Raw genomic sequence first — 25,697 nt, 5'->3', positions numbered from 1 at the left:
ACTCCAGCCGGTATTAGACGGCGAACAGGAGAAGGAGAGCGATGAGCAGCGAGAAGATGCCCAGAGCTTCCGTAACGGCGAAGCCGAATACCAGACGGCCGAACTGGCTGTCAGCAGCCGACGGGTTGCGCAGTGCGCCGGTCAGGTAGTCACCGAAGATACGGCCGAGAGCGAGGGACGTACCAGCCATGCCGAGGCATGCGAGACCCGCGCCGATGTACTTTGCTGCTTCCGCTTCCATATGGATACTCCTTCGAATGGGTTGTTGCGGCTGTTTATGACACCCGGCAAGCCGGGGCCAGCGACTTTATTCTCAGTGGCCACCATGCACGGCGTCGTTCAGGTACATGCAGGTCAGTACCGCGAAGACGTAGGCTTGCAGGAAGGCAACGAGAAATTCGAGACCGGTCATGGCGACCGTCATGATGAGGGGCAGGATTGCGCCGCCGATGCCGATCGCACCCATGGCGCTCATCGAGGCAACGAAGCCGGCAAAGACCTTCAGCGTGATGTGACCGGCCAGCATGTTGGCGAAAAGACGAACCGAAAGGCTGATCGGACGCGAGAGGAAGGACACAACCTCGATCGCGGATACGAGCGGCAGAAGCGCGCCCGGCACGCCAGACGGCGCAAAAATCGAGAGGAAGTGCAGTCCGTGCTTATAGAAGCCGTAGACCAGGACCGTCAGGATGACGAAGAGCGCCAGCGCAAAGGTCACGATGATCTGGCTGGTGATCGTGAAGAAGTAGGGGAACATGCCGAGCAGGTTCGCCGTCAGGACGAACATGAACAGCGAGAAGACCATGGGGAAGAACTTCATGCCCTTGGAGCCAGCACCTTCGCGCAGCATCGAGGCGATGAATTCATAGGCCATCTCGGCGACCGACTGCATGCGCGTCGGAATCAGGCCACGGTTCGAGGTCGAGAAGTAAAGGAAACCCGATGCGGCCGCGACAGTCGCAACCATGAACAGCGAGGCATTGGTGAACGAAAAATCGATCCCGCCGATCTCGATCGGAACAATCTTCTGGATCAGGAACTGATGCGTAGGATCGTTTGACACGTTCTGCTCTTTCAATTTCGCCGCCGAAGCGGTCACTTTACGTCTCGGGTCCGCCGCCTCAGCGACCGTTGCCCTTGTCTTCCAGGTCCATCTTGCGGTCTGCCGGATGCGGCGATGCCACGATCCCGACGACACGCATGACGTTCAACACTCCGGCACAGAAGCCAATCAAGAGCATGACGATCATGCCCCAAGGCGATGTGCCGACAAAGTGGTCGAAAAGATAGCCCAAAAGCGTGCCGACGATGATGGCAGAGATGAACTCGCTCGAGATCTTCATCGCCAAGCCGTAGCCCTTGCGGGTTTCGTCGGCGTTGATGTCGGCCCGTTCCTCGTCCCTGACCTTGTCCTCCCTGACAGAGAGTTGTTCGGCCAGTCGTTTGCGTCGCTCTTCCAGACCTTCTTCCCGGTTATCCGTCATGGTTATCCCCGCTCCGCCTTCCCTGAGCCGCTATCGCGCCCGAAACGAATGCAAAAACGGCGGCAATAAAACCCGTCCGGCCCGCTTTGAAGTCGGCCGCACCATAATTTTGAGCCCCTGCATAGTCAAGGCATTGAGGCTGCAAGTTTCACCACAAATTAACCCAACAAAATCATGGATTTAAGTCATTGCGGGCGTTTTCACACAAATGACGGAGGGCAAAACGGGTCACTTGGCCGCGGGCGGCGACCAGAATCTGCCACATTGACGTGGATAGCGGCGCTTCGGAAGCCGATGCCCGTGACGTTACACACAGCATGGACAAACATGGCGGGCAACGCTGCCAATTCCGGCAGTCGAGCCAGGCTGGTGGCTGGTCTCTATCAGGTCCAACCGCCACCGAAGGTGCGATAGAAGATGTGCTTACCGATCTTTTCGACGCGCTTCATCGTTGGCGCCCAGTTCGGATGGACATAGGTCGCGTGGTAGTGCGTGGCGGAGCCGACATCCTTGAACCAGATCTTGCCTGCCGTGACAGCCATGGCAATTTCCTTGGCCATGCGCCAGTGGCGTGGCGAGGTGACGATGTCCGGAATGCGGTCACAGGCGAATGAGAACTGGCAGCGGTTGCGCAGGTCCTCATTCTGGTAAACCACACCGCAAATCGTGTTCGGATAATGCGGGTTGCGCACGCGGTTAAGGATGACCTGCGCGACGGCGGCCTGGCCCTTCACCGATTCCCCGCGCGCCTCGAAGTAAATGCCTTGCGCGAGGCACTTCTGCTCCTTTTCGGAGAAGACATCAGGCGGCAGCGGCGTGGCGGCCCAAGAGTGATCCTTGGCATCGATGTCCGGGATGAATCGTCCGCTGGTTTCGGTTTCCGGTGCCAGGATCGAGTTGAAAGGCGAAACGGTGGCATAGTCCGGTGCTGGTGGCGCGTAAGCGGTGGCCAGAACGTCTGGCGTCGAATTGGTGACGAGTTCGGCAACCATTGGCGACAGAGACGGATCGGCCTTCGGGGTCTCGCGCTTGAAATAGAAGCTGGCGAGTTCGACCGGCTTGGTTTTGGTCTTGTCCTTGATGAATGCCGATGGCTCCAGCGTTTTCGGCTCCATCAAGAAACTGGTGCGCTCCAGGATGGAACCGGCTGAGAAGGCGCGCGGCGGCAGCATCTGCTGCACGGCAACCACCCGGCCCTTCTTCATGTCACGGGTGACGCGCATCTCGTCCGGCAAAGGATCGGCCGCAGCCTTGCCCCCATCAAATGCAATGCGGCGGCCATCTGGCAGGATGACGCCCGCGCCGCCAGCCAGAGCTTCAGACGCTTCGGCATCCGAGAAGGCGAGCTTCGCCTCGTGGATCGAGCCGGCAGGCGTGGAGGTAAGAACCATGCGCCAATTGCTCGCGCCGCGGTCGGCGCCAGCCAGAAGCCCTGCCAGATCAGCCTGCGCTGCGACGGATGGGAAAATGAGCCAAGAGGCGAGACCGAACACCAGGGGAGAGGTCCAGTTCTCCAAGCGGGACAGGACCTTCTTCGAACGGCGGGACTGGGAACGCAAAGCCATACTCCGACACAATCGACGCGAAACAGACAGGAACACTATCGACAAACTATCTCCCGTTAACCTTGATGCTTGGTTAACGCCGCCGGAGATCGGTGTCGGAACTGTTTGGCCATAGGAACATGGCCGACCAAAGGCGACCGGCCAGGCGCATCGATGGTGGTGTGAACTAGATCACAACATGCGAGCCGAGTTCGATCACTCGGTTCGCTGGCAGACGGAAGTAATCGGAGGGATCGGCGGCCGTTTCGGCCATGGCAATGTAGAGCCGGTCCTGCCAGTGGGGCATGCCCATGCCTGCAGCGGCCACGAGTTTGCGGCGGCCGAGATAGAAGGAGGTCGACATGATGTCGAACTTCAGGCCACCGCGGCGCAAGGTCGCGAGTGTCTTGGAGACGTTCTGGGTCTCCATGAAACCGAAGCGAATCTCGACACGCGAGAAGCGGGAGGACAATTCCTCGACGGCGAAGCGCTCGCCCTCCGTGACACGCGGGCGCCCGAGGGTGCGGATCGTCAGGATGATGTTGCGCTCGTGCAGCACGTGGTTGTGCTTGAGATTGTGCATCAGCGCCGCCGGCGCCCGGGTCGGATCGCTGGTGAGGAAGATCGCGGTGCCGGCGACAGCGGCCGGGCCGTGCTCGCCCTTCTTCTCGATCATCTCGATGAAGGCATCGAGCGGAATGTCGTCCCGTCTTGTTTTGGCAAACAGGATCGCCGTTCCACGGCGCCACGTCCACATGACGATGGTGATCGCAAAAGCGAACAGGACGGGAATGTAGCCGCCATCCTGGATCTTGAGGAGGTTCGCCCCCAGGAAAACAAGTTCAAGTGCGAGAAGCGGCATCAGCACGACCAAGGCGGTCAACAGGCTCCAGCCCCAATTCTTGCGGACGAATTCGAAGGCCATGATGGTGGTCACCACCATCGCCCCCGTGACCGAGATGCCATAGGCGGTTGCCAGCGCCTCTGAACTTTCGAACACGAGGACCAGCACCAGGACGCCAACGAGCAGCAGCGTGTTGACCGAGGGCAAATAGATCTGTCCGGTCTGCGTCTCGGAGGTGAACAGAATGCGCATGCGCGGCAGGAAGCCGAGATGGATCGCCTGGCGGACCAGCGAGAAGGCCCCGGTAATCACGGCCTGACTGGCGATGATCGTGGCAAAGGTCGCAAGGATGACGATCGGCAGCAATGCCCAGGAGGGGAACATCAGGAAGAAGGGATCGGACATCGCCTCCGGATTGTGAAGGACGAGCGCGCCCTGACCCAGATAGTTCAGCACCAGCGCGGGGAAGACCAGGGCAAACCAGGCCAATTGGATCGGCTTTCGGCCAAAATGGCCGAGATCGGCATAGAGCGCTTCTGCACCTGTAACCGTCAGGAAGACGGCACCGAGAACGACGATGCCGAGAAACCCCTCGCGCAGCATGAAGCTTGCCGCGTACCAGGGATTGAAGGCAGCGAAGATGCCGACGTCGTCGAAGATATGATAGATGCCGCCTGCAGCCATGACGATAAACCAGAGGGCGGTGATCGGGCCGAAGAAGCGGGCGACAGCGCCGGTTCCATGCGACTGCACGGCAAAAAGGCCAATCAGGATAGCCAGTGAGATCGGGACGATGAAATCGGCCAGATCCGGCGCCACGAGCTTGAGCCCTTCGACCGCCGACAGGACCGAAAGCGCTGGCGTGATCATGGAATCGCCGAGGAAAAGAGCTGCACCGATGAGGCCCAGCACCATCAGGATCGGTCCGTGCCCGTTTGCCGTCTTCGATAGAAGCGCCAGCAGCGAGAGCGTGCCGCCCTCCCCGTCATTGTCGGCTCTCAGCAGGAAGAGCACATATTTGAGGGTAACGATGATGGTCAGTGACCAGATCATCAGCGAGATGAGGCCGATGACCTCAACACGCGTGATGCCGTCAACGCCGATCGGCTTCAACGCCTCGCGAAAGGCATAAAGCGGGCTCGTTCCGATATCGCCATAGACGACGCCGACGGAACCGAGGGCGAGAGCCAGGAAGGCACGGGTGTCCTTGGGGCCGGCATCGGCCTGATGTTCGACAGTCTGCATGGGACTTCAGGCTCGTCAGAGCCAGCCTTTCCAACGGAAAAACAGGAAGGGAACAATGGCGGACACCAGCATGCCGACCAGCGCCAGTGGATAACCGAACTGCCACTGAAGTTCCGGCATCAGCTGGAAGTTCATTCCATAGATCGATGCAACAAGCGTCGGCGGCAAGAAGACCACGGAAGCAATCGAGAAGATCTTGATGATAGCGTTCTGCTCGACATTGATCAGGCCAAGCGAGGCATCCAGCATGAAAGTGATGTTGTTGGCGACAAAGGCCGCGTGCTCGCCGAGCGAATTGAGGTCTCGGGACAGAAGGGAGCAGAGCTCGACGGCTTCCTCGTCGCGGCGGATGGCCGGCTGCGCTTGCAGGAAGGCGACGAGGCGCGAGAGGGAGACGAGACTGTCCCGGACCTTGCTCACCAACTGGTGATGCCTTGCGATGGTCAGGAGCTTGTCTTCGAGAAAGTGCGGTGGGCGCCGCTTGGCGGCCTTTCGGTCGACAAACACCGTGATCGACAAGTCATCGAGGCGTGTCGCCAGCATTTCGAGCACCTCGGCCGTCCGATCGACAACCGTTTCCAACAGACGGCAGACCAGGGTCGCACCGGAACGGCAATGACCATTGCCATTGCCATTGCCGCGCAACAGGCCCGCACTGAAAAGGGCAAAGGACTTTGGCTCCGCATAACGAATGGTGATCAACCGATCCTCATGCAGGATGAAGGCGATATCGGTGAGCAACGGCAAGTCGGTCTCGGCCCGATAGATCAGCGATCCAGCCATATAGACCGTACCGTTTTCGACATAGAGGCGGCTCGACGGCTCGATGTCCTTGAGCTCCTCCCGCGTCGGCAAGGGAATTCCCAGCCTCGCTTCGACGAACAGCTCCTCCTCGCGGCTCGGGCTGATCAGATCGATCCAGACGATATCGTCGGTAAATTTAGCATAAGCCGGATCCACGCCGATCACTTCGGCTTTGCCGTCTTTTCTGTAGGCCCTGATCAAGAATGATCACCTTCGTCCGCACCGTATCCGGCAATGGCGCGGACCAAATCACACTCCGGCATCGCTTGCCAAGTCTTATCTTGCACGACTGAATTGCAGGCTCCGCAAGGCTGAACCCGCCAAACGGCCGGCCGAAACCACAGCTTGATCTCGGTCAACGCGTCCGGCATCGACTGGTGCGATGGTCGTTGGCGATCGTTTCGCGCTGGTGAGCGTCCAAGCCCCCGACCCAAGAAGCCGGGCCTGCGCGACCCGCCGCCGCCTTGCGCCTCTGCGCTCGGGGGCGGCGGCCCTCGCTCCCATTTATTCAAAAACGATCGAGGGTGCCGCACGACCAGAACGGGTCTTTACCTGATCCCAGACCTTCTCGGCGATGTCGCGGTAGATGCGCGCCTGCGGCCCATCGGGTTCGGCCGCCACCACAGGCGTTCCGGCATCAGACATTTCGCGGATCGAGATTGTCAGCGGCACCTCGCCGAGGAAGGGCACGCCAATCGTCTCGGCTTCGGTCTTTGCCCCACCATGGCCGAAAATATCATAGCGGTTGCCGGTATCGGGGGCGATGAAATAGCTCATGTTCTCAATAATGCCGAGGACCGGAACCTCAACCTTGTTGAACATGTTCAGCCCCTTGCGCGCATCAATCAGCGCCAGATCCTGCGGTGTCGAGACGATGACGGCACCGGTCAGCGGCACCTGCTGCGCCATGGTCAACTGTGCATCGCCGGTGCCCGGTGGCATGTCGACGACAAGCACATCGAGATCGCCCCAGGCAACTTCGCGCAACATCTGCATCAACGCCGACTGTACCATCGGACCGCGCCAGATCATCGCTGTGCCTTCATCGACCAGGAAGCCCATCGACATCACTTTGATGCCGTAGTTTTCCATGGGCACGATGATGCGGTTCTCGATCTGCTGCGGACGGCCGGTGATGCCGAGCAGGCGGGGCATGGAGGGGCCATAGACATCGGCATCGAGTATGCCGACGCTCAGGCCATTCGCCTTGAAGGCAAGCGCGAGATTGACGGCCGTGGTCGACTTGCCGACGCCGCCTTTGCCGGAGGCCACCGCGATGATGGCGCCCACACCTGGCACACCTGCCTTGCCGCGCGGGGCGGCCGGCTGACCCGTCGGTGCCGGACCATGGCTGTGGCCGTGACCATGCCCGTGGCTGTGGGCGGCAGGGGCGGCCTGCGGACGCGGCGGCGGGGCGCTTCCCTGCTTGCGCTCAGCCGTCAGGCTGACCACGGCACCCTTCACGCCGGCAAGCGCCTTGACGGTGCGCTCGGCCGCCTGACGCAGCGGCTCCAGCGCATCAGCGCGGTCTGCGGGCACATTGATCGAGAAGTAGACCTTGCCTTCGGAAATGAAGATGTCGGACACCATGCCGAGGTCGACGATGTTTCCGTCGAGATCGGGTCCCCGGACACCGGTCAGGGCCTGGCGTACGATCTCGCGTGTCAACTCTGTCATGTCATGTCCTTCTGCGTCTTGTCGCGTCCGGCCTTAGATAATGGAGCGACACGACTTCGCCAACAGGCATCGCAGGCCTGCGTCGACATATACCGCGCTGGATGCGAGAAAAGAAAAGCCGCCACGTGGTGCCGGACGGCCCCTATGGCGGCTTCTCCTTGCAGGACCCTTGACAGGTGCCTTGCTACGTCCCCTCTGGACTGATCCTCAAGATGCAGGATCCGTGCCAGATTGTGCAGCGCAGTATCAGCCGCTTAATGCTGCGAAATCCGTGGCTTCGTGCGAAGAAAGCAGGCGGAATAGCGCTCAAAAAAGCGCCAGTTGAGCATCTACTTGATCAGGCCGAGGCGCAGGGCCTTTGCAACGGCCTGCGTGCGGTTGACCGCATCGAGCTTCTTGGTCGCCCGATTGAGGTAGTGGTTGATGGTGTGCTCGGAGAGGGTCAGGATTTCGGCGATCTCGACGCTGGTCTTGCCAGCGGCCGTCCAGTTGAGGCAGTCGAGCTCGCGCTCCGTCAGCATGTCGCTATTGCGGCTGTCCAGTTCCCGGATTTCCGCCAGCTGGTTGAAGACGAAGATCGACAGATAGGTCAGATCCTTCATCTCGTCATTGGTGAAGGGCTGGCGATCGCCACTGAGCGAGATCGCGCCGCGCGCGCCTGATGCGTCATGCACAGGGAAATAAGCCCCCCTGTTCATTCTGAACCGCGTGAAGAGGGCTCGTGAAACGGCAGCCGTCTGCGCGTCACGTTTCAGATCGCTGCGCTCCACGTCGTAGCGGAACGGAATGGAGGCCCTGCGCAAATGCGCCAGAACCGGGCTTCCGGCCAGAAGACCAACCTGGTCGAACTCGGAAATCAGATCGGATGGCCAATTGGTGATGATCGAGCTGCTGGCGAGGCTGAGTGCTGTCGGACCCGGCAGATTGACCACCATGAAGGCACGGGAGCCATATTGCTCGGTCACGCGCTTCATGAACCGGAAGACGTCGAACTGCGTTTTGAACCCCGACACTTCTTCAACCAAAGTGTCGATCCGGCTTTCCTTCACATTCTCCAACGGACTCATGGCTTCGTCATTTCCGCGCCAGCGACAACCCGGTCGATCAGACGTACCCGCCGATACCGATCATCCCCGTCGTTTCCCATCATATCGTCCAGGTGCCAGCAGAGCATCCAAAAAATCCATCATCAATGCCATCGCGAACCACCTCTGGTAACATGTATCGAGGCGCCGCATTACAAAATAGATCATGCCGGAATAACGTGAAGGCGAAAGATTCGAAAACCGAATCCGCCTCCAATAATTGGGGGAGGATAAGCCCCTGCGGCTTTGGGGGTCCAGATAGGCCTTCAATTTTACCGTAAACCCCTGTTAGACAAAGGTCTGACGCCTAAAAACACGACCGAGATTTCGGCAGGAGACAACGCATGGTCGCAACTGAGACATTCAAGGGCACGGTTCTTTCGAAAGAGTGCCTAGAACTGGGCGAAGGCCCGTCCTACGATCCGATCACGGGACGCCTCTGGTGGTTCGATATCCTCGGATCCACGCTCTGCGAGCTCGATGTCGAGAGTGGCCAGACCTACACGCATGCCCTGCCATTCAAGGGCAGCGTCATCGCCTCGGTGGACGACCAGCGCCAGATGCTGGCGTCTGACAAGGGGCTCTACCTGCGCGACCGCCAATCCGGCGTCCTTACGCCATACGTCCAGATCGAGGACAAGCCGAGCAATCGGTCGAATGACGGGCGCGTGCATCCAAGCGGCGCCTTGTGGATCGGCACGATGAGCCGGACAGCGGAAACCGGCGCCGGCGCTATCTTCCACATTGCCGGAACGCAGGTGACCAAGCTGTTCGAGGCTGTCAGCATTCCGAACGGCATCTGCTTCTCGCCGGATGGCACGATCGGCTATTTTAACGACTCGAAGGTCAACCACATGATGAGCGTCGAGCTTGACCCGCTCACCGGTCTGCCGCGTTCGGCGCCGAAAGTGCTGATCGACCAATCCGCACGCAAGGGCGTGATCGACGGTTCCGTGACGGATCTCGAAGGCACAATCTGGAATTCCAACTGGGATGGGGGTGCTGTGGATCGCTATGCGCCGGACGGTCGTCACCTGTCGCGCCATGCCGTTCCGGTAAGTCGCCCGACCTGCCCCGCCTTCTTCGGCAAGGCCCTCGATCGTCTTGCCGTCACCTCCTGCTGGGAAGGCCTGACGGACGAAGAACGTGGCCACGAACCGCTGGCTGGTGCGCTTTTCGATCTTGGTGTCAGCGTTCGCGGCAAGCCGGAACCGCTGTTCAAGCTTTGATCTCCGTCCTGTCATAGATGGCTTAAAAAGGAGGCCCGCAAACCACGTTTTGCGGGTTTTGTTCCGTCAAAACAACAAAATAAACCTGCGACAGATAACGGAACGAACGCGGCCAAAGGGCATTTTCCCCTCGAACCGACAAGGCAGCAACAACTCGCAGCCAAGTCATTCGATAGAGAATTCGAGAGGAAAGGTAGTCCATCATGAAGAAGTCCTTCAAGACCCTCGCCGCAGCTCTGCTGCTCGGCTCCACCGCCATGGCCCCGGTCGCTTTTGCCCAGGATGCCACGACCACTCCCCCTGCCACGACTGGCACGGAAGCCCCGGCAGTTCAGCCTGCTGCGCCTGCTGCCCCTGACGCTACCAACGGCGCCATGAGCACGACCACTGCCGCTTCTGCCTCTTCGGCCACCTATCTGACCGAGCAGGCTGAAAACCACATCAGCGTCAACGATTTCATGGGTGAGGCAATCTACACCGCCGACAATGAAACGATCGGCAACATCAACGACCTGCTCGTTGAGAAGGATGGCGGTGTTGTCGCAGCTGTTGTCGGCGTCGGCGGTTTCCTCGGCATCGGTTCGAAGGATGTCGCGATCCCGTTCGACAAGATCACCATCACCCGCGAAGCGGCTGAGAACGGTGCGGAGGGCGAAGCCCGCCTGACGACCACCGAAACGGCCGAAAGCCTGACCAACGCGCCGGAATTCCGCACGCTGGACGACCAGGCTGCTGATGCTGGCAATGCGACCGGCACCGGCGTCGCCCCGACCGACGGCACGACGACCTCGTCGACGGGCAACTAAGCCCTGGAATGAGGGGCCTGTTGCGGTCGACGACCACACAAGCCTCATGGGCGGCGCTTCGGCGCCGCCTTTTGGTGTTTTCGCCATCCTGAACGATGGTCGAAAGCGTCAGGCCGTGACCCGGTCGATGACCGCGAATTCATGATGATGTTCGAGCAGGTAGCGCAGGGTGGCGCCGGAATCGGCAGGCTTGCCGAAATGATAGCCCTGCCCCATGCCGCAACCGAGTTGCCTCAAGGCTTCCGCTTCCGCTTCCGTCTCGATGCCTTCGGCGACGACTTCAAGTTCCAACCCCTTGCACATTGTGACGATCGCCCGGACGATGTGTTCGGAGATGCGGTCGGTGGTGATGGCGGAGACGAAGGCGCGGTCGATCTTGACCTTGTCGAAGGTGAATTCGCGCAGCCGCCCAAGGCTGGATTGGCCCGTGCCGAAATCATCCAGTGATATGCGGATGCCGGCGTCCTTCAGCTCGCGGATGATCCGCCGGGCTGTATCGGCCGAGGACATGACGGCCGTTTCGGTGATTTCCATTTCAAGACGGCGCGGATCGAAGCCAACGCTGTTGAGGATGGACAAGGTGTTGAATGAGGTGCGCGGGTCCATCAGCTGGACCGAAGACAGGTTGAAGGAGAGGAAGAGGTCGCGGGGCCAGGCAAGCGTTGCTTCCGCTGCCTTGCGCAACAGTGTTTCGGACAGCGTATCGATGAAGCCTCGTTCTTCTGCGAGCGGCACGAAAACGGCTGGTGAGACGAAACCGAGATCGGGATCGATCCAGCGGGCGAGCGCTTCGAAGCCTAGCACGCGCCCATCGACAAGGCGGACGATCGGCTGGAAGTGGACGTCCACCGTGTCATTGATGATGGCATTGCGGAGCGCCTGTTCCAGCTGCGTGGCGCGCTTCATTTCCTGGGCGATTTCGCGAGAATAGACGGTGATCTGACCCCGGCCACGACGTTTCGAGCGATAGAGCGCGGTCTCGGCGCTCTTCATCAGATCTTCGAAATCACCGCCGGCAAAAGGATAGACAGCAAAGCCGAGCGAGGCCGAGAGGCGCACATTGCGATCGCCGAGGTCGTAAGGCGCAGAGAGCACATCCTTGATCAGCTGGCCCGCGCGATCGGCACCATTGCGCTCGAAAACCAGCGGCAGAATGACGGCAAATTCATCCCCATCATGCCGCGTGACGGTCGCACCATCCGGCACACAGGCCTTCAGGCGATGCGCGACCTGGCACAGGATTTCATCGCCGGCTGATTGTCCGAAGAGATCGTTGATCGGCTTGAAACCGTCCAGGTTGACGATGCCGACAGTGAAGGGTGCGGGGTCTGCCGAACGGTCAGCCGCGAGCTGGCGCACCTTGTCGCGCAGGCGCACACGATTTCCCAGACCGGTCAGGCGATCGGTGTAGGTCAGATTCGATTGCTCGTCCTGGTCACCGTGCTCGGCTTTGGTTCCAGCGGGACCCATTCACTCTTCCTGGTACGCCTCAACATGTTCCAGAATGCAGCGCAAGCCTTAATAAAAGCATATCGAGGGCGGCTCCACACAGCGGTCCGTCACCCCATAATCAGGGGTGATTGAACATTATGCGGCCGAACGCGCGAGTTCGGGCGCATGCCGCTGGATGACCTGCTCTATGACATCAGGGCTCAGAGGCTTGAGGATCACCTCGTCCATGCCGGCAGCGTAGCAGGCTTCGCGATCGCGATCGAAGGCATGGGGCAGGACGCCGATGATCGGCATGCGCGCGGGTGTGTCGTCTTCTGCTGCGCGGATGCGGCTGGCGGCTTCGAAGCCGTTCACGACCGGCAAGGTGACATCCATCAGGATAAGAGCCGGGTTGAGGTCCCGCCAGGCGGCGATGACCTCCTCGCCATCGGCACAGATCCGATAGGCATGGCCCAGTCCATCGAGGATCTGGGAAAAGACGATCTGGTTGATCTCGTTGTCTTCGGCCACAAGGATGAGCGGCTGGCGGCTCGGCGGCTGAGGCTTTTCGATGACCGGGACAGAGTCGACGACAACCGGTGGATCGTCCTCGGTGCAGATTTCCCAATCGTCGACCGGCGCCGGGTCCGACTGCAGCGCCGTCAATCTGTCGAGAATCGCGAAGGCGAGATCCGAAGGCTCCTCACCATCCTCGACGGTCAGGTAGTCGATCTCCTGCGCCTGGATCAGGCCAAGGCACTGCATATCGACCCTGATATCGACAATGGCGAGATCAATCGACACGCTGACGGAGCGGGCGACATCCAGAAAAGCCTCGAGTTCGTCGTCGTTGCGAACGCAGCAGGAATCAAGGCCGAGCAAACTCAGAAGGTCGAGCATTTCGCGCTCGAAGGCGGGCTCGCCACTGACCACCAGTGCCTTGCGGCCAGCAAGGCGGCCACCGGCCTTTTCCTTATCCGCATCCATCACCGACGGGAGAGCCTCCGCCTGGGAATGTCCAGAAATGCCATCACCGCTGTCGGCAAGCGCACCGCCGTCATCCAGGCTGGAGACAAGAAAGTATCGACCTGGCTTGCCGACGCGCTGCATGTGGATGCGCATCATCCGCAATGCAGATCGGTGAACCCGCATCTCCAGCGCCAGCGACGCGGTGACGCCGGTTTCGAGAACCTCGCGCGACAGTTCCAGCAGCCGCTCGGCGACGGCGTGCTCGAAGACATCGTGGAGCGGGCTGCCCAATGCCTGTTCACTTCCCACCGACAAGGTGGAGCAGAAGATCTTGTTGACGGCAACGACATGCAGGCTGCGGTCCTGGACAAAGACCGGATGGGCGAGATTGTCGAGAATTTCCTCTGTCAGCTGGACGCGCTCGACATCGGCTCGCCACTGGTCCTCGCGGCGCTTCTGGTCGGTCACGTCCGTCATGATGCAGAAGCCAAAACCCGAGGCAAGGCGGCGCTTACTGTAGCGGGTCCAGCGCTTGCCATCTTCCCAGACCTGCATTTCGAACCGTTCGCGCCAGTGCGCCGCAATCTGGCGTGTCAGCCATTCGTCACGTGTCGGCGTTTCGTCGTTGCCCTGCCCCGGGACCAGATGCCGCCAGCCGGCCGCATAAGCTGTTTCGAGAATGTCGCGCAGGCGCGTTCCCAGGCGAAAGGTGTCAGTCGGCAGATTGAGGTAGTTGGTGACGTTGCGGCTGGCGAAGATGAGATGGTCGTTGCGGTCATAAACGAGAACGGCTGCCTGCAGCGCTTCGGACATGGCCTCGAGCAGCGCCGGCTGTAGCGGGGCGTCTGGCAGGATATCGCGCAAAGCGCCCAATCCTCCCTCGCCGGAAACCGGAGTCAACTCTTTCAAACTACAGCCTCTAACGACGACGCCGAGACAATCGGCGGTCATTCCTCAAAGTGACGCCTGTGCGCAACATGCCGGGCCTTCCTGACGGAGCTTGCGGTAAAATCGGAACGCCCCGGCAGGCGCCCCCCGCCGGCCGAAACCGAGCCCTGGGACATGTCAAGTCATGGATCAAATTAGAGCATCTGCGTTAAGAGCCACTTAATGCCTGCGGCAAGACGGGGGAGAGCGCGATTTTTCCCTTTCCGTCTCTGCCCGAATCCCCGAAAATGGGGAATGTTCATCAAGCAACTCTCCGAAACCCTGATCAACCAGATCGCCGCGGGCGAAGTCATCGAGCGCCCGGCAAGCGCTGCGAAGGAATTGATCGAAAATGCCATTGACGCCGGCGCGACCCGCATCGAGGTGGCGACGGCTGCCGGCGGCAAGACACTGCTTCGGGTGATCGACAATGGCTGCGGCATGGCGCCGGAGGATCTGGAGCTCTCGATCCGCCGTCACTGCACCTCCAAGCTCAGCGAAACGCTGTTCGACATCCGCTCGCTCGGCTTTCGCGGCGAGGCGCTGCCCTCGATCGGCTCCGTTGCCAAGCTGACAATCACCAGCCGCCCAACGGGTGCGACCTCGGGTTCGGAAATCGCGGTGGTTGGCGGCAAGGTCGGCTCGGTCCGACCTGCCCCCTCCAATCCAGGCACGACCGTCGAAGTGCGCGATCTCTTCTTCGCCACCCCTGCCCGCCTGAAATTCCTGAAGACCGACAAGGCGGAAACTGCCGCAATCACCGAGATCGTCAAGCGCATGGCAATCGCCTTTCCGGCAATCCGCTTTGTGCTCTCAGGCACGGATCGCAGCACGCTGGAGTTTCCCTCGACCGGCGACGATCATCTGGCCCGCATCGCGCAGGTTCTGGGCGCCGACTTCCGCGACAATGCCATTGAGCTTGATGCCGAGCGCGAAGGCGTGGCGCTCTCCGGTTTTGCCGGACTGCCGACATTCAATCGCGGGAATTCGGCCCATCAGTATGCCTTCGTCAACGGACGCCCGGTGCAGGACAAGCAGATCCTGTCGGCGATCCGCGGCGCCTATGCCGAAACCGTACCGCATGGGCGCTATCCGGTTGCCGTTCTGTCGTTGAAACTTGATCCGGCCCTGGTTGACGTCAACGTGCATCCGGCGAAATCCGACGTGCGTTTCCGCGACACGCAGCTCGTGCGCGGGTTGATCGTCGGCGCGATCCGCCAGGCCCTGCAGCGGGACGGCGACCGGGCGGCAACGACGGGTGCGGGCGGCATGCTGCGCGCCTTCCGCCCCGGCTTCAGCCCCCAGCCTTCAGCAAGCTGGGCCGCCGCTTCCTCGCCCTCGCGGCCGCTTGCCTTCCCGACGCCTACAGTGCACGGCCTTGCCGGGACAGCGCCCGCTTATGCAGCGCCCAGCCCTTCGCCGCTTGGGTTTTCCGAAGCAACGCAGGCCGCATTTTCCAGCCTTGCCGAGCCGGCGGCCCGCACCGAACCGACCGCACGCGCCACGGCGGAGGTCGAGGCCTTGTCGAGCTATCCGCTGGGAGCCGCTCGCGCGCAGGTGCATGCCAATTACATCGTCGCGCAAACGCAGGACGGGCTTGTTATCGTCGACCAGCATGCCGCCCATGAGCGGCTGGTCTATGAGCAGATGCGCAAGGCGCTGACCGGCCGCCGCCTCCCCTCACAGGGCCTGCTGATCCCCGAGATCATCGACCTGCCGGAAGAGGATTGCGACCGGCTGATGAGCCATGCGGAGGGCCTGGAGCAGCTCGGGCTCGCAATCGAGCGTTTTGGCCCCGGCGCGATTGCGGTTCGCGAGACCCCGGCCATGCTGGGCGAGATGGATGCGGTGAAGCTGGTGCGCGATCTCGCCGATGAGATTGCCGAGTGGGATACCGCCGACCGGCTGTCCGTGAAGCTTGAACATGTCGCTGCGACCATGGCCTGTCATGGCTCGGTGCGCTCGGGACGGCAGCTCAGGGTCGAGGAAATGAACGCGCTTCTGCGGCAGATGGAGCAGACACCGGGATCGGGCCAGTGCAATCACGGTCGCCCGACCTATGTCGAATTGAAGCTCTCCGATATCGAACGTCTGTTCGGGCGCAGTTGACGAAGGTCGCGATGTTTCGCCCGAAGGGGCTTCAAATCCCGGAAGGGGCGCTGTATTGCAGTTTCAGGACAGACGGCGCAGGAGAAGAGTGATGAACCGTTTCGAAGGCAGCGGCAACCGCGAGGCCAAGATCCGCTATCTCGACGCCGATTTCCAGATCCTCTCGCCGGGCCATCATGTGGTGTGCGCGATTACGGGCAAATCCATCCTGGTGGACGAACTCAAATACTGGAGCGTCGCGCGCCAGGAGGCCTATGCGGATGCAGGCGCCTCGCTGGAAGCCGAAAAACGCGCGGGCGCCCTGCCCAACCAGAAGCGCTGAAGCTCAGTCCGTCTTCTTCAACTGACGCTGCCGGCAGGCGGCAATCGCCAGATCGATGATCCGCGAAGGCGCTTCGGGATCGTCGAAGACCATGTCGACCTCGACCACCATCGATTTTTCCAGCAATTCCTCCGCCTTGCCATGCTGGCCACTCAGCCGGACATGATCCTTTGCAGTGGTCACAAGCTGAAGGTCTTCTGCCTCTGATCGCTGCAACAGATCGGCGATCTCGTCGTCTTCCAACTGATGATGATCGGGAAATCCCTGCCGATCGACGATTTCGGCACCGAGATCTGCCAGCGTGCGATAGAACTTGTTGGGATCGGCTATCCCGGCGAATGCGAGAACCCGGCGACCGCGAAGGAGGTCGGGATCGCGCGGCAAGACATCCGACCGCAGCACAGGCTTGCCGCCGCGGGATGCCTGGCGGACGAACTGGTCTGCCGCATCGCCCTTGCCGACCTTCAGGATTGCATCGAGATGGCGCATCTGCACCGCAATCGGCGCACGCACCGGTCCGGCCGGCACGATCGCGCCATTGCCGATACCGCGGAAGCTGTCGACGACGATCAGTGCATAGTCGACGACAAGTCGCGCGCTCTGGAAGCCGTCATCCATGATGATCAGGTCGACGCCCTCTTCGACGAGTTTTTCGGCGCCGGCAATGCGGCGTCTCGAAATGACGGTCAGGGCTTCGCGGGCCAGAAGAAGCGGTTCGTCACCGACGGCCGTCGAGCGATGATGGCCGGGGTCGACGATGGTGGTGACATCGAGTGTGCCGCCATAACCGCGGCTGAGGATGCCAGGCTTCAAGCCCTTTTCGACGGCTGCTCGCGCAATCGCGACGGCGGTCGGGGTCTTGCCGGCACCGCCGACGGTAAAGTTGCCGACACAGATGACCGGGACCGGCACGGCATGACGGCGCCGCCGGTTCATGAGCGTGCCGGCTACTCGGCCATAGACCGTTGCGATGGGCCAGAGGCTCCATGCACGCCAGTCCTTCCGGGTCCACCAGAATGGCGGTGCTTCTGAAACCATCATCGCCTCGATCAAACGCCTGCCTTTCAGGCAGCTGTGGGGTCGACAAGAAGCATTCACCGGGCGGGCCGGTCAAGCGCAAAGGTCACACCCGGCAACCGTGTGTCAGGCGAGCATGGCCTCAAGTTCGGTGATATCGGCGAGCACCATGTCGGAATGCTGCTCAAGCGTCTGGCGCGTACCCGTGCCGGAAAGGACGCCGACTTTCAGGCCAGCACCGGCTGCATGGCCCATAAGGAGATCGTGATTGTTGTCGCCAACCACCGCGACCTGATGCGGTGACAGCCCCGTCTTGGCGCAGAAACCGAGAACCATGCCGGCTTCGGGTTTGGCGCCATGACCACTGTCATAACCGGCGACATAGTCAAGGAAACCGAGAATGCCGAAACGTTCGGCGGCGACGCGGATCGACCGCTCATTGTCACTGGAGGCAATGCCGAGGCGCAGGCCCCTTGCATGCAACCTTTCAAACAGCGGCAGAAGATCGGTGACGGCCACGGACAGCTCCGCTGCCTCGGCGAAGAAATCATCGATGCGCGGAACCAGAACGTCGAGCGTAAGGGTAGAGCCGGCTGCGGCCATGCCCTCGGCGATTTCACGGGTATTGCCGGAGGCAAACAGACTATCGGGCGTGATTGCTCCGGTGACCGGATCCATGCCGCAGGCTGCAAGCAACCGATCCGCCAGTTCCCCATCACCGTCTGCCGCGAAGGTTGCCACCTTACGGTTGACCGGGCCCCAGCTGGCGTCGAAATCAAGCAGCGTGCCGTCCTTGTCGAACAGGATGCCCGAAATGGCTGGCTGACGCGTCATGATGATCCTGTCTGGTTCAGTTGGTCACGGCAGACCGAGGTTCGAGCTTGGCCTTCACCGACAGCGGACTGACATAGGCTTCAAGGCCCTTGATTGTCGCTGCCAGTGCGCCTCGCATTTCCTGCGTGGTTTCGAGCCCGGCGTCAATCATCTTGGTACGGGCGAGATCATTGCTCAGGAGAAAATGGACAGCCTTTGCCAGCATTTCTGCATCACGCACGACGCGCGCCGATCCCTTGCGCACCAGCTGCTGATAGGATTCTCGGAAATTGCTGACATTGGGGCCAGACAGCACCGCACAACCGAGCATGGCCGGTTCCATCGGGTTCTGGCCGCCCTCGGCCGTCAGCGAGCGGCCAACGAAAGCGAGCTCTGTCAGGCGCAGATAAAGCCCCATCTCACCGATCGTATCCCCAAGGAAAACATCCGTCTCGTCGGCAATCGGATCATTGCGCGTGCGCCGGGCAACAACCAGACCCTTTTCCTTGAGCATGGCCTCCACTTCATCTCCGCGTTCCGGATGACGCGGGACGAGAATGGTGAGGAGGCCGGTATGCGCCTTCAGCGCACGATGAACCATGGCGGCAATGGATTCCTCGCCGTCAAAGGTGGAGATCGCGGCCCAGCTCTTGCGCTTGTCGATCTGGCTTCGATACTGCGCCAGCACCGCCTCGTCGCAGGGTGGGGCTTCGCTATCGGCCTTGATATTGCCGGAGACCTGGACTGGCCAGCAGCCGAGGTCGCGGAAATTCTGCCCGTCGACATCAGACTGGGCAATAACGAGCGCGAGCTTGCCGAACAGCGCCTCCGCGACCGTCTTGTGACGATGCCAGCGGTTGAAGGAGCGGTCCGACATGCGGGCATTCACGAGGATCTGCGGGATCTGGCGCTGATGCAATTCGGCAAGCGTCGTCGGCCAGATCTCCGACTCGACGCCGATTGCGGCATCAGGCTGCCAGTAGTCGAGAAAACGGCGAACGGCCGGGCTGAAGTCGAGCGGAACGTATTGATGGATGACACTGTCGCCAAGCCGGTTCTGGGCAATCTCGGCGGAGGTCAGCGTGCCGGTGGTCAGCAGAACATGGATGTCGCGGCGGCGCAGTTCGCGCATCAGCGGAATGACTGCCATGGTCTCGCCGACGCTTGCCGCGTGGATCCACAGAAGCGGACCAGCTGGACGCTCGCGGCTTGCATAGCCGAACCGTTCGTTGCTGCGCGTCCTGTCTTCTTTGCCCTTGGCTGCCCGATAGGCAAGCCAAGGCTTACTCAGCGGATAGGCCATCAGACCCAGCCAACCGTAGGACCGTACGGCGAGCGATGCCATTCTGTCGCTCACCGTCATCGGACAAACCTGCTCATCTTCATCGATAATGCCATTCTGCCCCAAAACATCCGGGCTTGCGCAAAGACTGAGGAATGCAAGAAGACTTAGGTTAAAAAGTGACCCGTTTGAGGCACGATGTTCAGACTGTGACGCATGCTGCACTGCACTCGCAGCTTATTTCTCCGATGGGTTGAGAAGCTTGTGCATGTGAACGATGAAATAGCGCATATGCGCATTGTCAACCGTCGCCTGTGCCTTTGCTTTCCAAGCCTGGAGCGCGCTTGCATAGTCCGGGAAGATGCCGACTACATCGAGTTCGTTCAGATCACGGAACTGTATATCTTCGAGGCTGGAAAGTTCGCCGCCGAAGACGAGGTGGAGAAGCTGTTTCTTTTCGCTGGATTCAGTCATTTTCTAGTCTTTTCGGTGGATTTACGATTGGAAAAACATCTGCGCGATTTCGCCTTAAAGGTCAACTCCGGGGAATTCGGGTGATGTTCTTGAGCAAAACCGGAAGAAGTGCGGCAGATGCTGCACAGAGAACCGGATGGGTGACTTCCGCCCTGTTGTAGACAAGCCGTGCGCCGTCAAGATCGGTGATGCTGCCACCGGCACGCGCCAGGATCACGTCTGCCGCGGCAAGATCCCAGTCATGCGAATTCTTCTTGACCAGCGTGCCATCGATCCGGCCATCGGAGACCAGCGCCAGGCGATAGGCAAGCGAGGGGATATGCTCCACACGCTCGATCCTCGGTCGCAGTGGCGGGGCAAAGCCCGCAACCATATCCTGGGCCGATGCGAGCTTGAGCATGCCCTCCAGGTCGGCGTCGGAAACGGCGATCTCCAGGCCGTTGCGCAAGGCCGGGCCGTCAATGGTCGCGGTGAATTCCTCATTGAGGGCGGGCGCCACGAGGACGCCGGCGACTGGCATACCCTTATGGACGACCGCAACGCTGACACACCAGGTCGGCTTGCCGGCGAGAAAGGCCCGTGTGCCGTCGATCGGATCGATTACGAAGACCGTATCGCAGGAAAGCCGCGCCTGATCGTCGTCGGTTTCCTCCGACAGCCAGCCATAACCCGGCCGCGCACTGCGCAACATTTCTTCGAGCACGCGATTGGCAGCATAGTCCGCCGCACTCACGGGAGATGTGCCCTCGTTCTTCCACCAGACCTCGGGCGACTGGCCGAAATGCGAGACCGCAACCTTCGCCGCCTCGCGCGCCGCATCGAGGATCAGGGCGAGATCGGCCTGCCAATCGGGCGCGACCACGCCTTCTGCCGCGTCGTTGCCTATCGTCTCAGAGCCCGGCAAGGGTCATGCCCTCGATGGCGAGCGTCGGGGCGGCCACGCCGTATTTCCGGTCGATATCATTGGCTACCGTGATCCGCATGAACATGTCCTTCAGGTTGGACGCAATGGTGATCTCGGAGACCGGATAGGTCAACTCGCCGTTCTCGATCCAGAAACCGCTCGCACCACGACTGTATTCACCAGTGATCATATCGACGCCCTGGCCGATCATATCGGTGACATAGAGGCCGGTGCCGATGCTGCGGATCAAATCCTCGGGTGAGATATCGCCAGGCTCAAGCGCCAGATTGGTGGACGATGGCGAGACGGAAGTGCCACCTCGTACGCCGCGACCGTTGGTCTTGAGACCCAGTTCTCGGGCGGCAGACGAGGACAGGAACCAGTGCTTGAGCACGCCGTCCTCGATCATCGTGAGGGGCTTGCCGATCACGCCCTCGCCATCGAAGGGGCGCGAGGAGGAGCCACGCACCTTCATCGGATCATCGGTGATGTTAAGGCCTGATTTCAGCACCTGCTGCCCCATACGATCGCGCAGGAACGAGGTCTTGCGGGCCACCGAGGCGCCATTGATCGCACCAGCGATGGTGCCGACGAAACCACGGGCAACGCGAGGATCAAAGACGACGGTCAGATTGGAGGCGGTCGGCACCTGGCGGGGATCGCGGCGGCGGACGGCACGCTCAGCCGCACGGCGACCGATCTCTTCCGGACTGTCGAGATCGGCATAGTAGAGCCGGCTGTCGAAATCGTGATCCCGCTCCATCTTCGTGCCTTCGCCTGCGATCACGGCGACGGAGCGGGAGAAGCGCGAGCCGGCATAGCTGCCGGAGAAACCATGCGAGGTGACCAGCACCAGACCGCCCATACCGGCCGAGGCACCAGCACCGAGCGAGTTGCTGACACCGTCGACGCTGCGGGCAGCATCTTCCATGGCAAGCGCGCTTTCGCGCAGGCTGTCGCTCGATACTTCGGTGTCATCATAGAGTTCAAGATCGGCGATTTGGCTTGCCAGATCGCTTTCGTCAGCCAGACCGGCAAAGGGGTCCTCGGGCGAAACCTTCGCCATGGCGACGGCGCGTTCGGCGAGCGCCGTCAGGTCGAAACCGGGATTGGCGGACACACTTGCCACCTGTCGCCCGATGAAGACGCGCAGGGAGAAATCGTCGCTTTCGGAGGCCTCGGTCGACTCGACCTTGCCGAGCCGGACGCTGACGCCCTTGGAACGCGACCGCACTACGACGGCATCAGCGCGGTCCGCGCCTGCCTTGCGGGCGAGGTCGACCAGTTGTTCGGCACGTTGAAGGAGATTGGCAGAATCGATCTGATTGGGCATGGAATGGCCTTTCGTTCCTGCACCATTTATTGTGCCTTAGAGAGGGCATCAAGGGTAAGGGTGCCTTTTACCGTTCACGAGCCCGACATGACCGGGCCGCAAGACTGCAAGGAGAGACTGATGGCAGGCGCAAGCGAGGCTCTGTTCGCGCAACCATTGTTGTTGCTCGGAGGCGCCGTCATCGCAGCTCCGATCTTCCGCAAGCTTGGCCTGGGTACCGTGCTCGGCTATCTCGCAGCCGGGGTCGTGATCGGCCCGGTCCTGCATCTGATCGGCGGTTCGGGCGATATCCTTGCAGTCGCAGAACTTGGCGTGGTGCTGCTCCTCTTCATCATCGGCCTGGAGCTGAAACCCAGCCGCCTCTGGCACATGCGACGCGACATTTTCGGCCTCGGCTTGGCGCAGGTGGTGCTGACGGGCCTCGCGCTCACCGGCATGGTACTCGCCTCCGGTCTGCTCGACTGGCGGGCAGCCCTGGTCGCCGGCTTCGGCCTTGCTCTGTCATCGACCGCCTTTGCCCTGCAATTGCTCGGCGACTATGGCGACCTCAACAGCCGCTATGGCCAGCGCTCCTTTTCAATCCTGCTGTTCCAGGATCTGGCCATCGTGCCGCTGCTTGCCATGGTGTCGGTGCTTGGGACGCCAAGCGGCGATGCCGATCAATCGGCGCTCGTCCAGATCGGCATTGCCATCGGGGCCGTGGTTGGGATGATCCTCGCCGGTCGTTATCTGCTGACACCCCTCTTCCAGGTCATCGGGCGCACGGGCGCGCGCGAGGTGATGATTGCTGCTGCCCTCTTCGTGGTGCTCGGCTCGGCATACCTTATGCAATTGGCCGGGCTCTCCATGGCCATGGGGGCTTTTCTTGCTGGTGTAATGCTGGCGGAATCCTCTTATCGGCATGAGCTGGAAGCCGATATCGAGCCCTTCCGTGGCCTGCTGCTGGCGCTCTTCTTCATGGCAGTCGGCCTGTCGATGGAATTGCAGGTCATCGTCGACAATCTCCTGCTCATCGCGCTCGCAGTGCCCATCCTGATGGCGGCCAAGGCGCTGGTGCTTTACATCCTCTGCCGGGCTGCCGGCTCGCCACATGACGACGCCGCAAAAGTGGGCCTGCTTCTGCCGCAGGGTGGCGAATTCGGCTTTGTGCTGTTCACCACGGCGGCTGCCGCCGGCGTTCTCAGCAATGCGCAATCCTCGCTCCTGATCTCCATCGTCACCCTATCGATGGCGCTGACGCCCGTGTCGGCCATTCTCGGGCAGCGACTGCTGAAACGAGAGGGTAGCGAGCGCGAGCAGATGGATGAGGATTTCGAAGGCGCCGGTTCCGATGTGTTGATGATCGGCTTCTCCCGCTTCGGCCAGATCGCTGCCCAGATCCTGCTTGCCAGCGGTCGCGACGTGACAATCATCGACGACAATCCGGATCGCGTGCGCCAGGCGTCCACCTTCGCCTTCCGCATCTATTTCGGTGACGGGACGCGTCTCGACGTGCTGAGGGCCGCAGGGATCGAGCGGGCAAAGATCGTTGCGATCTGCACGCACAAAAAGGAGGTCACCGATAAGATTGTCGACCTCATTCGCGCCGAATATCCCGATGTGCGGCTTTATGTGCGCGCCTATGACCGTATCCACAGCCTGGCGCTCAGGGCCCGCGACGTGGACTACGAAGTGCGCGAGACGCTTGAGTCCGGTCTGCTCTTCGGTCGGCGCACGCTGGAAGGCCTGGGCGTTTCGGAAGACGAAGCCTACGATATCGGCGAGGACATCCGCCGTCGTGACGAGGAGCGCCTGCGGCTACAGGCCCAGGAAGGCATCATGGCCGGTCGCGACCTCGTGCACAGACGGCCGGTCAAACCGGAACCGCTGGTCAAGCCGAAGCGCGCCGTGAAGTCGCAGCCGGAGGAAGATGCCGCCGAGGCATGATGATCAGCGGCGGACGAAATCCTCGATGCGGGCAGCGAGATCGCGCTTCAGCGGCTCCTTCAAGCTCTCGCAGATCTCGAATATCTGCCGGGCCTTGAAGAAATCGAGTACTCGATAAGAATTCACTTCGGGCTTCAGATAGATGTCGGGCTGGCAGATCTTCATCTTCAAGGCGACGTGCGACTGCATCATCAGCTGCGAAGCGCCGAAGAGGCTATCGATGCGGTTGGGCACCAGCGAGCCGTCGCCTTCCGGCGCGCCGATCACATCCACAGCAACAAGAATGTCCGCTTCGCCGACCAGATGGTCGTAGGGAACAGGATTGAAAATGCCGCCGTCGATCATCAGCCGCCCATCGATAACGACAGGGGCGAAGAGTGCTGGGATCGCGGCCGAAGCCGCCAGCGCTTCTTGAAGGTCGCCCTCGACGCAAACGAGTTCCCGCTGGCCGTAATAATCCGTGGCGACAACTTTCAGCCGCAGGCCAAGGCTTGCGAAATCCTGCGGGATCTGCGGCGGTAGGAAGGCTTTGAGGAGGCGCGGCAGATTGAACTGGCCGAGGCGAAAGCCGCCAAGGGCGTCGCGAATGGTCGATGGGCGCAGGCCCCAGAACCGGTTCAGAACCAGCGAACGGTTATCGGCAAGTTCGAGTACATAGGCGCGGATATCACGGCCGCTCATCCCTGAGGCATAGCCGGCCCCAAGGATCGCACCCATTGATGAGCCGGCAATTACGTTCGGGCGGATGCCGAGCTCATCAAAGGCTTCAAGCACCACGATATGGGCAAAACCCCGGGCACCCCCGGCTCCCAGGGCAAGACCTATGGTCGGATCACCGCTGCGGTTTGCCGGCGGGGTAGCACTGTCTGCAATGGAATCCATGGATGGCCTGCTCCAGAAAGGGTTTCAGGCTGCCTTATAGGAAAAGAAGTACATTTTCGTGTCGCCGAACACCCGATCCTCGATGAAGGAAAAGACCGGATCGACGGAGACCTGCACATCGCCACGCTCTTCGAGAATGACGAGCGCCCCCGGGGCCAGCCAGCCGCCGGCATGGGCGGAGAACAGCGCCTTCTCACCCAGACCCTTGCCATAAGGCGGATCGGCGAAAACAAGTTCGAAGGGTTCGATATTGTTGGCAGGCCCAAGATCCGTGGCATCCCGGCGCAACATGCGGGCCCGGCCATGCAGGCCGAGCGCGTCGATGTTTTCCCAGAGAAGTCCACGGCCCTCGACGCTGTTCTCGACAAATAGCGCCGATTTGCAGCCGCGCGACAGAGCCTCCATCCCGACCGCACCCGTGCCGGCAAAAAGATCGAGGATCTTCGTACCGTCGAGCGCGCCGGGATGGGCATGAGACAGAATGTTGAACAGGCTCTCGCGCGTCCGGTCCGTGGTCGGCCGGATGTCGCTGGATTTTGGCGTGGCCAGATTGCGGCCACGAAATTCTCCACCAACGATGCGCATCAGGG

23 protein-coding genes are annotated in these 25,697 nt (G+C 61.1%); 5 read left to right on the top strand and 18 right to left on the bottom strand.

Annotated features, from left to right (window positions below):
* Positions 1-13: 13 nt before the first annotated feature.
* The 8 genes from ACSV9I_RS06085 to ACSV9I_RS06050 form a co-directional block, all read right to left on the bottom strand.
* Complete coding sequence (locus ACSV9I_RS06085; RefSeq protein WP_006726635.1) at positions 14-241, bottom strand: F0F1 ATP synthase subunit C; 228 nt, start codon at positions 239-241, stop codon at positions 14-16.
* 72 nt (positions 242-313) lie between these two features.
* Positions 314-1,063, bottom strand: a complete 750-nt coding sequence (locus ACSV9I_RS06080; protein ID WP_054157612.1) for a F0F1 ATP synthase subunit A — start codon at positions 1,061-1,063, stop codon at positions 314-316.
* Between the two features lie 58 nt (positions 1,064-1,121).
* Positions 1,122-1,484 carry an AtpZ/AtpI family protein gene (locus ACSV9I_RS06075; RefSeq protein ID WP_438327901.1) on the bottom strand — a complete coding sequence of 121 codons (363 nt, stop codon included), beginning with the start codon at positions 1,482-1,484 and terminating at the stop codon, positions 1,122-1,124.
* Positions 1,485-1,867: 383 nt separating this feature from the next.
* A complete protein-coding gene (locus ACSV9I_RS06070; protein ID WP_438327900.1) occupies positions 1,868-3,049 on the bottom strand; it encodes a cell wall hydrolase in 1,182 nt (393 codons plus the stop codon).
* 166 nt (positions 3,050-3,215) lie between these two features.
* The gene (locus ACSV9I_RS06065) at positions 3,216-5,117 is read right to left on the bottom strand and encodes a potassium transporter Kup (protein WP_438327899.1); all 1,902 of its coding nucleotides are present in this window, start codon (positions 5,115-5,117) and stop codon (positions 3,216-3,218) included.
* A gap of 15 nt (positions 5,118-5,132) precedes the next feature.
* On the bottom strand, positions 5,133-6,122 hold the full coding sequence (locus tag ACSV9I_RS06060; protein WP_438327897.1) for a magnesium transporter CorA family protein: 990 nt from the start codon (positions 6,120-6,122) through the stop codon (positions 5,133-5,135).
* A gap of 303 nt (positions 6,123-6,425) precedes the next feature.
* A complete protein-coding gene (locus ACSV9I_RS06055) occupies positions 6,426-7,598 on the bottom strand; it encodes an Mrp/NBP35 family ATP-binding protein (RefSeq protein ID WP_438327895.1) in 1,173 nt (390 codons plus the stop codon).
* Between the two features lie 329 nt (positions 7,599-7,927).
* Entirely contained in the window at positions 7,928-8,665 is a 738-nt protein-coding gene (locus ACSV9I_RS06050; protein WP_054157581.1) for a helix-turn-helix transcriptional regulator, read from the bottom strand.
* 362 nt (positions 8,666-9,027) lie between these two features.
* On the opposite strand from ACSV9I_RS06050, the gene ACSV9I_RS06045 reads away from it, so the two are divergent.
* Both ACSV9I_RS06045 and ACSV9I_RS06040 read left to right on the top strand, forming a co-directional pair.
* On the top strand, positions 9,028-9,912 hold the full coding sequence (locus ACSV9I_RS06045) for an SMP-30/gluconolactonase/LRE family protein (RefSeq protein WP_438327894.1): 885 nt from the start codon (positions 9,028-9,030) through the stop codon (positions 9,910-9,912).
* Between the two features lie 203 nt (positions 9,913-10,115).
* Positions 10,116-10,718 carry a PRC-barrel domain-containing protein gene (locus ACSV9I_RS06040; RefSeq protein ID WP_438327893.1) on the top strand — a complete coding sequence of 201 codons (603 nt, stop codon included), beginning with the start codon at positions 10,116-10,118 and terminating at the stop codon, positions 10,716-10,718.
* Positions 10,719-10,826: 108 nt separating this feature from the next.
* On the opposite strand, the gene ACSV9I_RS06035 is transcribed toward ACSV9I_RS06040, so the two are convergent.
* Together ACSV9I_RS06035 and ACSV9I_RS06030 are read right to left on the bottom strand one after the other, a co-directional pair.
* Entirely contained in the window at positions 10,827-12,188 is a 1,362-nt protein-coding gene (locus ACSV9I_RS06035) for a putative bifunctional diguanylate cyclase/phosphodiesterase (RefSeq protein ID WP_054157578.1), read from the bottom strand.
* A gap of 117 nt (positions 12,189-12,305) precedes the next feature.
* Positions 12,306-14,027, bottom strand: a complete 1,722-nt coding sequence (locus tag ACSV9I_RS06030; RefSeq protein WP_438327892.1) for a response regulator — start codon at positions 14,025-14,027, stop codon at positions 12,306-12,308.
* Positions 14,028-14,300: 273 nt separating this feature from the next.
* Here ACSV9I_RS06030 and mutL point away from each other — a divergent pair, with 273 nt between their 5' ends.
* Together mutL and ACSV9I_RS06020 are read left to right on the top strand one after the other, a co-directional pair.
* A complete protein-coding gene (gene mutL, locus ACSV9I_RS06025) occupies positions 14,301-16,154 on the top strand; it encodes a DNA mismatch repair endonuclease MutL (protein WP_438327891.1) in 1,854 nt (617 codons plus the stop codon).
* 91 nt (positions 16,155-16,245) lie between these two features.
* A complete protein-coding gene (locus ACSV9I_RS06020; RefSeq protein ID WP_054157575.1) occupies positions 16,246-16,476 on the top strand; it encodes a DUF2093 domain-containing protein in 231 nt (76 codons plus the stop codon).
* Positions 16,477-16,479: 3 nt separating this feature from the next.
* On the opposite strand, the gene lpxK is transcribed toward ACSV9I_RS06020, so the two are convergent.
* From lpxK to ACSV9I_RS05990, 6 genes are all read right to left on the bottom strand, one after another.
* Positions 16,480-17,514 (bottom strand): tetraacyldisaccharide 4'-kinase, encoded by a 1,035-nt coding sequence (gene lpxK, locus ACSV9I_RS06015; protein WP_438328526.1) that lies wholly within the window; start codon positions 17,512-17,514, stop codon positions 16,480-16,482.
* A gap of 105 nt (positions 17,515-17,619) precedes the next feature.
* Positions 17,620-18,327 carry an HAD family hydrolase gene (locus ACSV9I_RS06010; protein ID WP_438327890.1) on the bottom strand — a complete coding sequence of 236 codons (708 nt, stop codon included), beginning with the start codon at positions 18,325-18,327 and terminating at the stop codon, positions 17,620-17,622.
* Positions 18,328-18,343: 16 nt separating this feature from the next.
* Complete coding sequence (waaA, locus tag ACSV9I_RS06005; RefSeq protein WP_438328525.1) at positions 18,344-19,663, bottom strand: lipid IV(A) 3-deoxy-D-manno-octulosonic acid transferase; 1,320 nt, start codon at positions 19,661-19,663, stop codon at positions 18,344-18,346.
* A 162-nt stretch (positions 19,664-19,825) separates the two neighbouring features.
* Positions 19,826-20,062, bottom strand: coding sequence for a DUF4170 domain-containing protein (locus ACSV9I_RS06000; RefSeq protein WP_054157573.1), 237 nt, complete (start codon positions 20,060-20,062; stop codon positions 19,826-19,828).
* A gap of 61 nt (positions 20,063-20,123) precedes the next feature.
* Entirely contained in the window at positions 20,124-20,924 is an 801-nt protein-coding gene (locus tag ACSV9I_RS05995) for a 3'(2'),5'-bisphosphate nucleotidase CysQ (RefSeq protein ID WP_438327889.1), read from the bottom strand.
* 28 nt (positions 20,925-20,952) lie between these two features.
* Positions 20,953-22,299, bottom strand: coding sequence for a TldD/PmbA family protein (locus tag ACSV9I_RS05990; protein ID WP_438327888.1), 1,347 nt, complete (start codon positions 22,297-22,299; stop codon positions 20,953-20,955).
* A gap of 120 nt (positions 22,300-22,419) precedes the next feature.
* On the opposite strand from ACSV9I_RS05990, the gene ACSV9I_RS05985 reads away from it, so the two are divergent.
* Positions 22,420-24,225 (top strand): monovalent cation:proton antiporter-2 (CPA2) family protein, encoded by a 1,806-nt coding sequence (locus tag ACSV9I_RS05985; RefSeq protein ID WP_438327887.1) that lies wholly within the window; start codon positions 22,420-22,422, stop codon positions 24,223-24,225.
* 3 nt (positions 24,226-24,228) lie between these two features.
* On the opposite strand, the gene ACSV9I_RS05980 is transcribed toward ACSV9I_RS05985, so the two are convergent.
* Both ACSV9I_RS05980 and rsmD read right to left on the bottom strand, forming a co-directional pair.
* The gene (locus ACSV9I_RS05980) at positions 24,229-25,107 is read right to left on the bottom strand and encodes a patatin-like phospholipase family protein (protein WP_438327886.1); all 879 of its coding nucleotides are present in this window, start codon (positions 25,105-25,107) and stop codon (positions 24,229-24,231) included.
* A gap of 24 nt (positions 25,108-25,131) precedes the next feature.
* A complete protein-coding gene (gene rsmD, locus ACSV9I_RS05975) occupies positions 25,132-25,692 on the bottom strand; it encodes a 16S rRNA (guanine(966)-N(2))-methyltransferase RsmD (protein WP_438327885.1) in 561 nt (186 codons plus the stop codon).
* Positions 25,693-25,697: the final 5 nt, after the last annotated feature.

Origin of the sequence: Rhizobium sp. G187, from assembly GCF_051549525.1 — a bacterium.
Taxonomy (GTDB): Bacteria; Pseudomonadota; Alphaproteobacteria; order Rhizobiales; family Rhizobiaceae; genus Allorhizobium.
This window is presented reverse-complemented; position numbering and strand designations above follow the sequence as displayed.

Bases quoted from the DNA above. Each gene is read 5' to 3' on its own strand.
- ACSV9I_RS05990 (WP_438327888.1), bottom strand. From the start codon at position 22,299: ATGCCCAATCAGATCGATTCTGCCAATCTCCTTCAACGTGCCGAACAA.
- ACSV9I_RS06020 (WP_054157575.1), top strand. From the start codon at position 16,246: ATGAACCGTTTCGAAGGCAGCGGCAACCGCGAGGCCAAGATCCGCTAT.
- ACSV9I_RS06070 (WP_438327900.1), bottom strand. From the start codon at position 3,049: ATGGCTTTGCGTTCCCAGTCCCGCCGTTCGAAGAAGGTCCTGTCCCGC.
- ACSV9I_RS06085 (WP_006726635.1), bottom strand. From the start codon at position 241: ATGGAAGCGGAAGCAGCAAAGTACATCGGCGCGGGTCTCGCATGCCTC.
- ACSV9I_RS06010 (WP_438327890.1), bottom strand. From the start codon at position 18,327: ATGACGCGTCAGCCAGCCATTTCGGGCATCCTGTTCGACAAGGACGGC.
- ACSV9I_RS06075 (WP_438327901.1), bottom strand. From the start codon at position 1,484: ATGACGGATAACCGGGAAGAAGGTCTGGAAGAGCGACGCAAACGACTG.
- ACSV9I_RS06040 (WP_438327893.1), top strand. From the start codon at position 10,116: ATGAAGAAGTCCTTCAAGACCCTCGCCGCAGCTCTGCTGCTCGGCTCC.
- lpxK (WP_438328526.1), bottom strand. From the start codon at position 17,514: ATGGTTTCAGAAGCACCGCCATTCTGGTGGACCCGGAAGGACTGGCGT.
- ACSV9I_RS05980 (WP_438327886.1), bottom strand. From the start codon at position 25,107: ATGGATTCCATTGCAGACAGTGCTACCCCGCCGGCAAACCGCAGCGGT.
- rsmD (WP_438327885.1), bottom strand. From the start codon at position 25,692: ATGCGCATCGTTGGTGGAGAATTTCGTGGCCGCAATCTGGCCACGCCA.
- ACSV9I_RS06050 (WP_054157581.1), bottom strand. From the start codon at position 8,665: ATGAGTCCGTTGGAGAATGTGAAGGAAAGCCGGATCGACACTTTGGTT.
- ACSV9I_RS06000 (WP_054157573.1), bottom strand. From the start codon at position 20,062: ATGACTGAATCCAGCGAAAAGAAACAGCTTCTCCACCTCGTCTTCGGC.
- mutL (WP_438327891.1), top strand. From the start codon at position 14,301: ATGTTCATCAAGCAACTCTCCGAAACCCTGATCAACCAGATCGCCGCG.
- ACSV9I_RS06035 (WP_054157578.1), bottom strand. From the start codon at position 12,188: ATGGGTCCCGCTGGAACCAAAGCCGAGCACGGTGACCAGGACGAGCAA.
- ACSV9I_RS05985 (WP_438327887.1), top strand. From the start codon at position 22,420: ATGGCAGGCGCAAGCGAGGCTCTGTTCGCGCAACCATTGTTGTTGCTC.
- ACSV9I_RS06045 (WP_438327894.1), top strand. From the start codon at position 9,028: ATGGTCGCAACTGAGACATTCAAGGGCACGGTTCTTTCGAAAGAGTGC.
- ACSV9I_RS06055 (WP_438327895.1), bottom strand. From the start codon at position 7,598: ATGACAGAGTTGACACGCGAGATCGTACGCCAGGCCCTGACCGGTGTC.
- ACSV9I_RS06065 (WP_438327899.1), bottom strand. From the start codon at position 5,117: ATGCAGACTGTCGAACATCAGGCCGATGCCGGCCCCAAGGACACCCGT.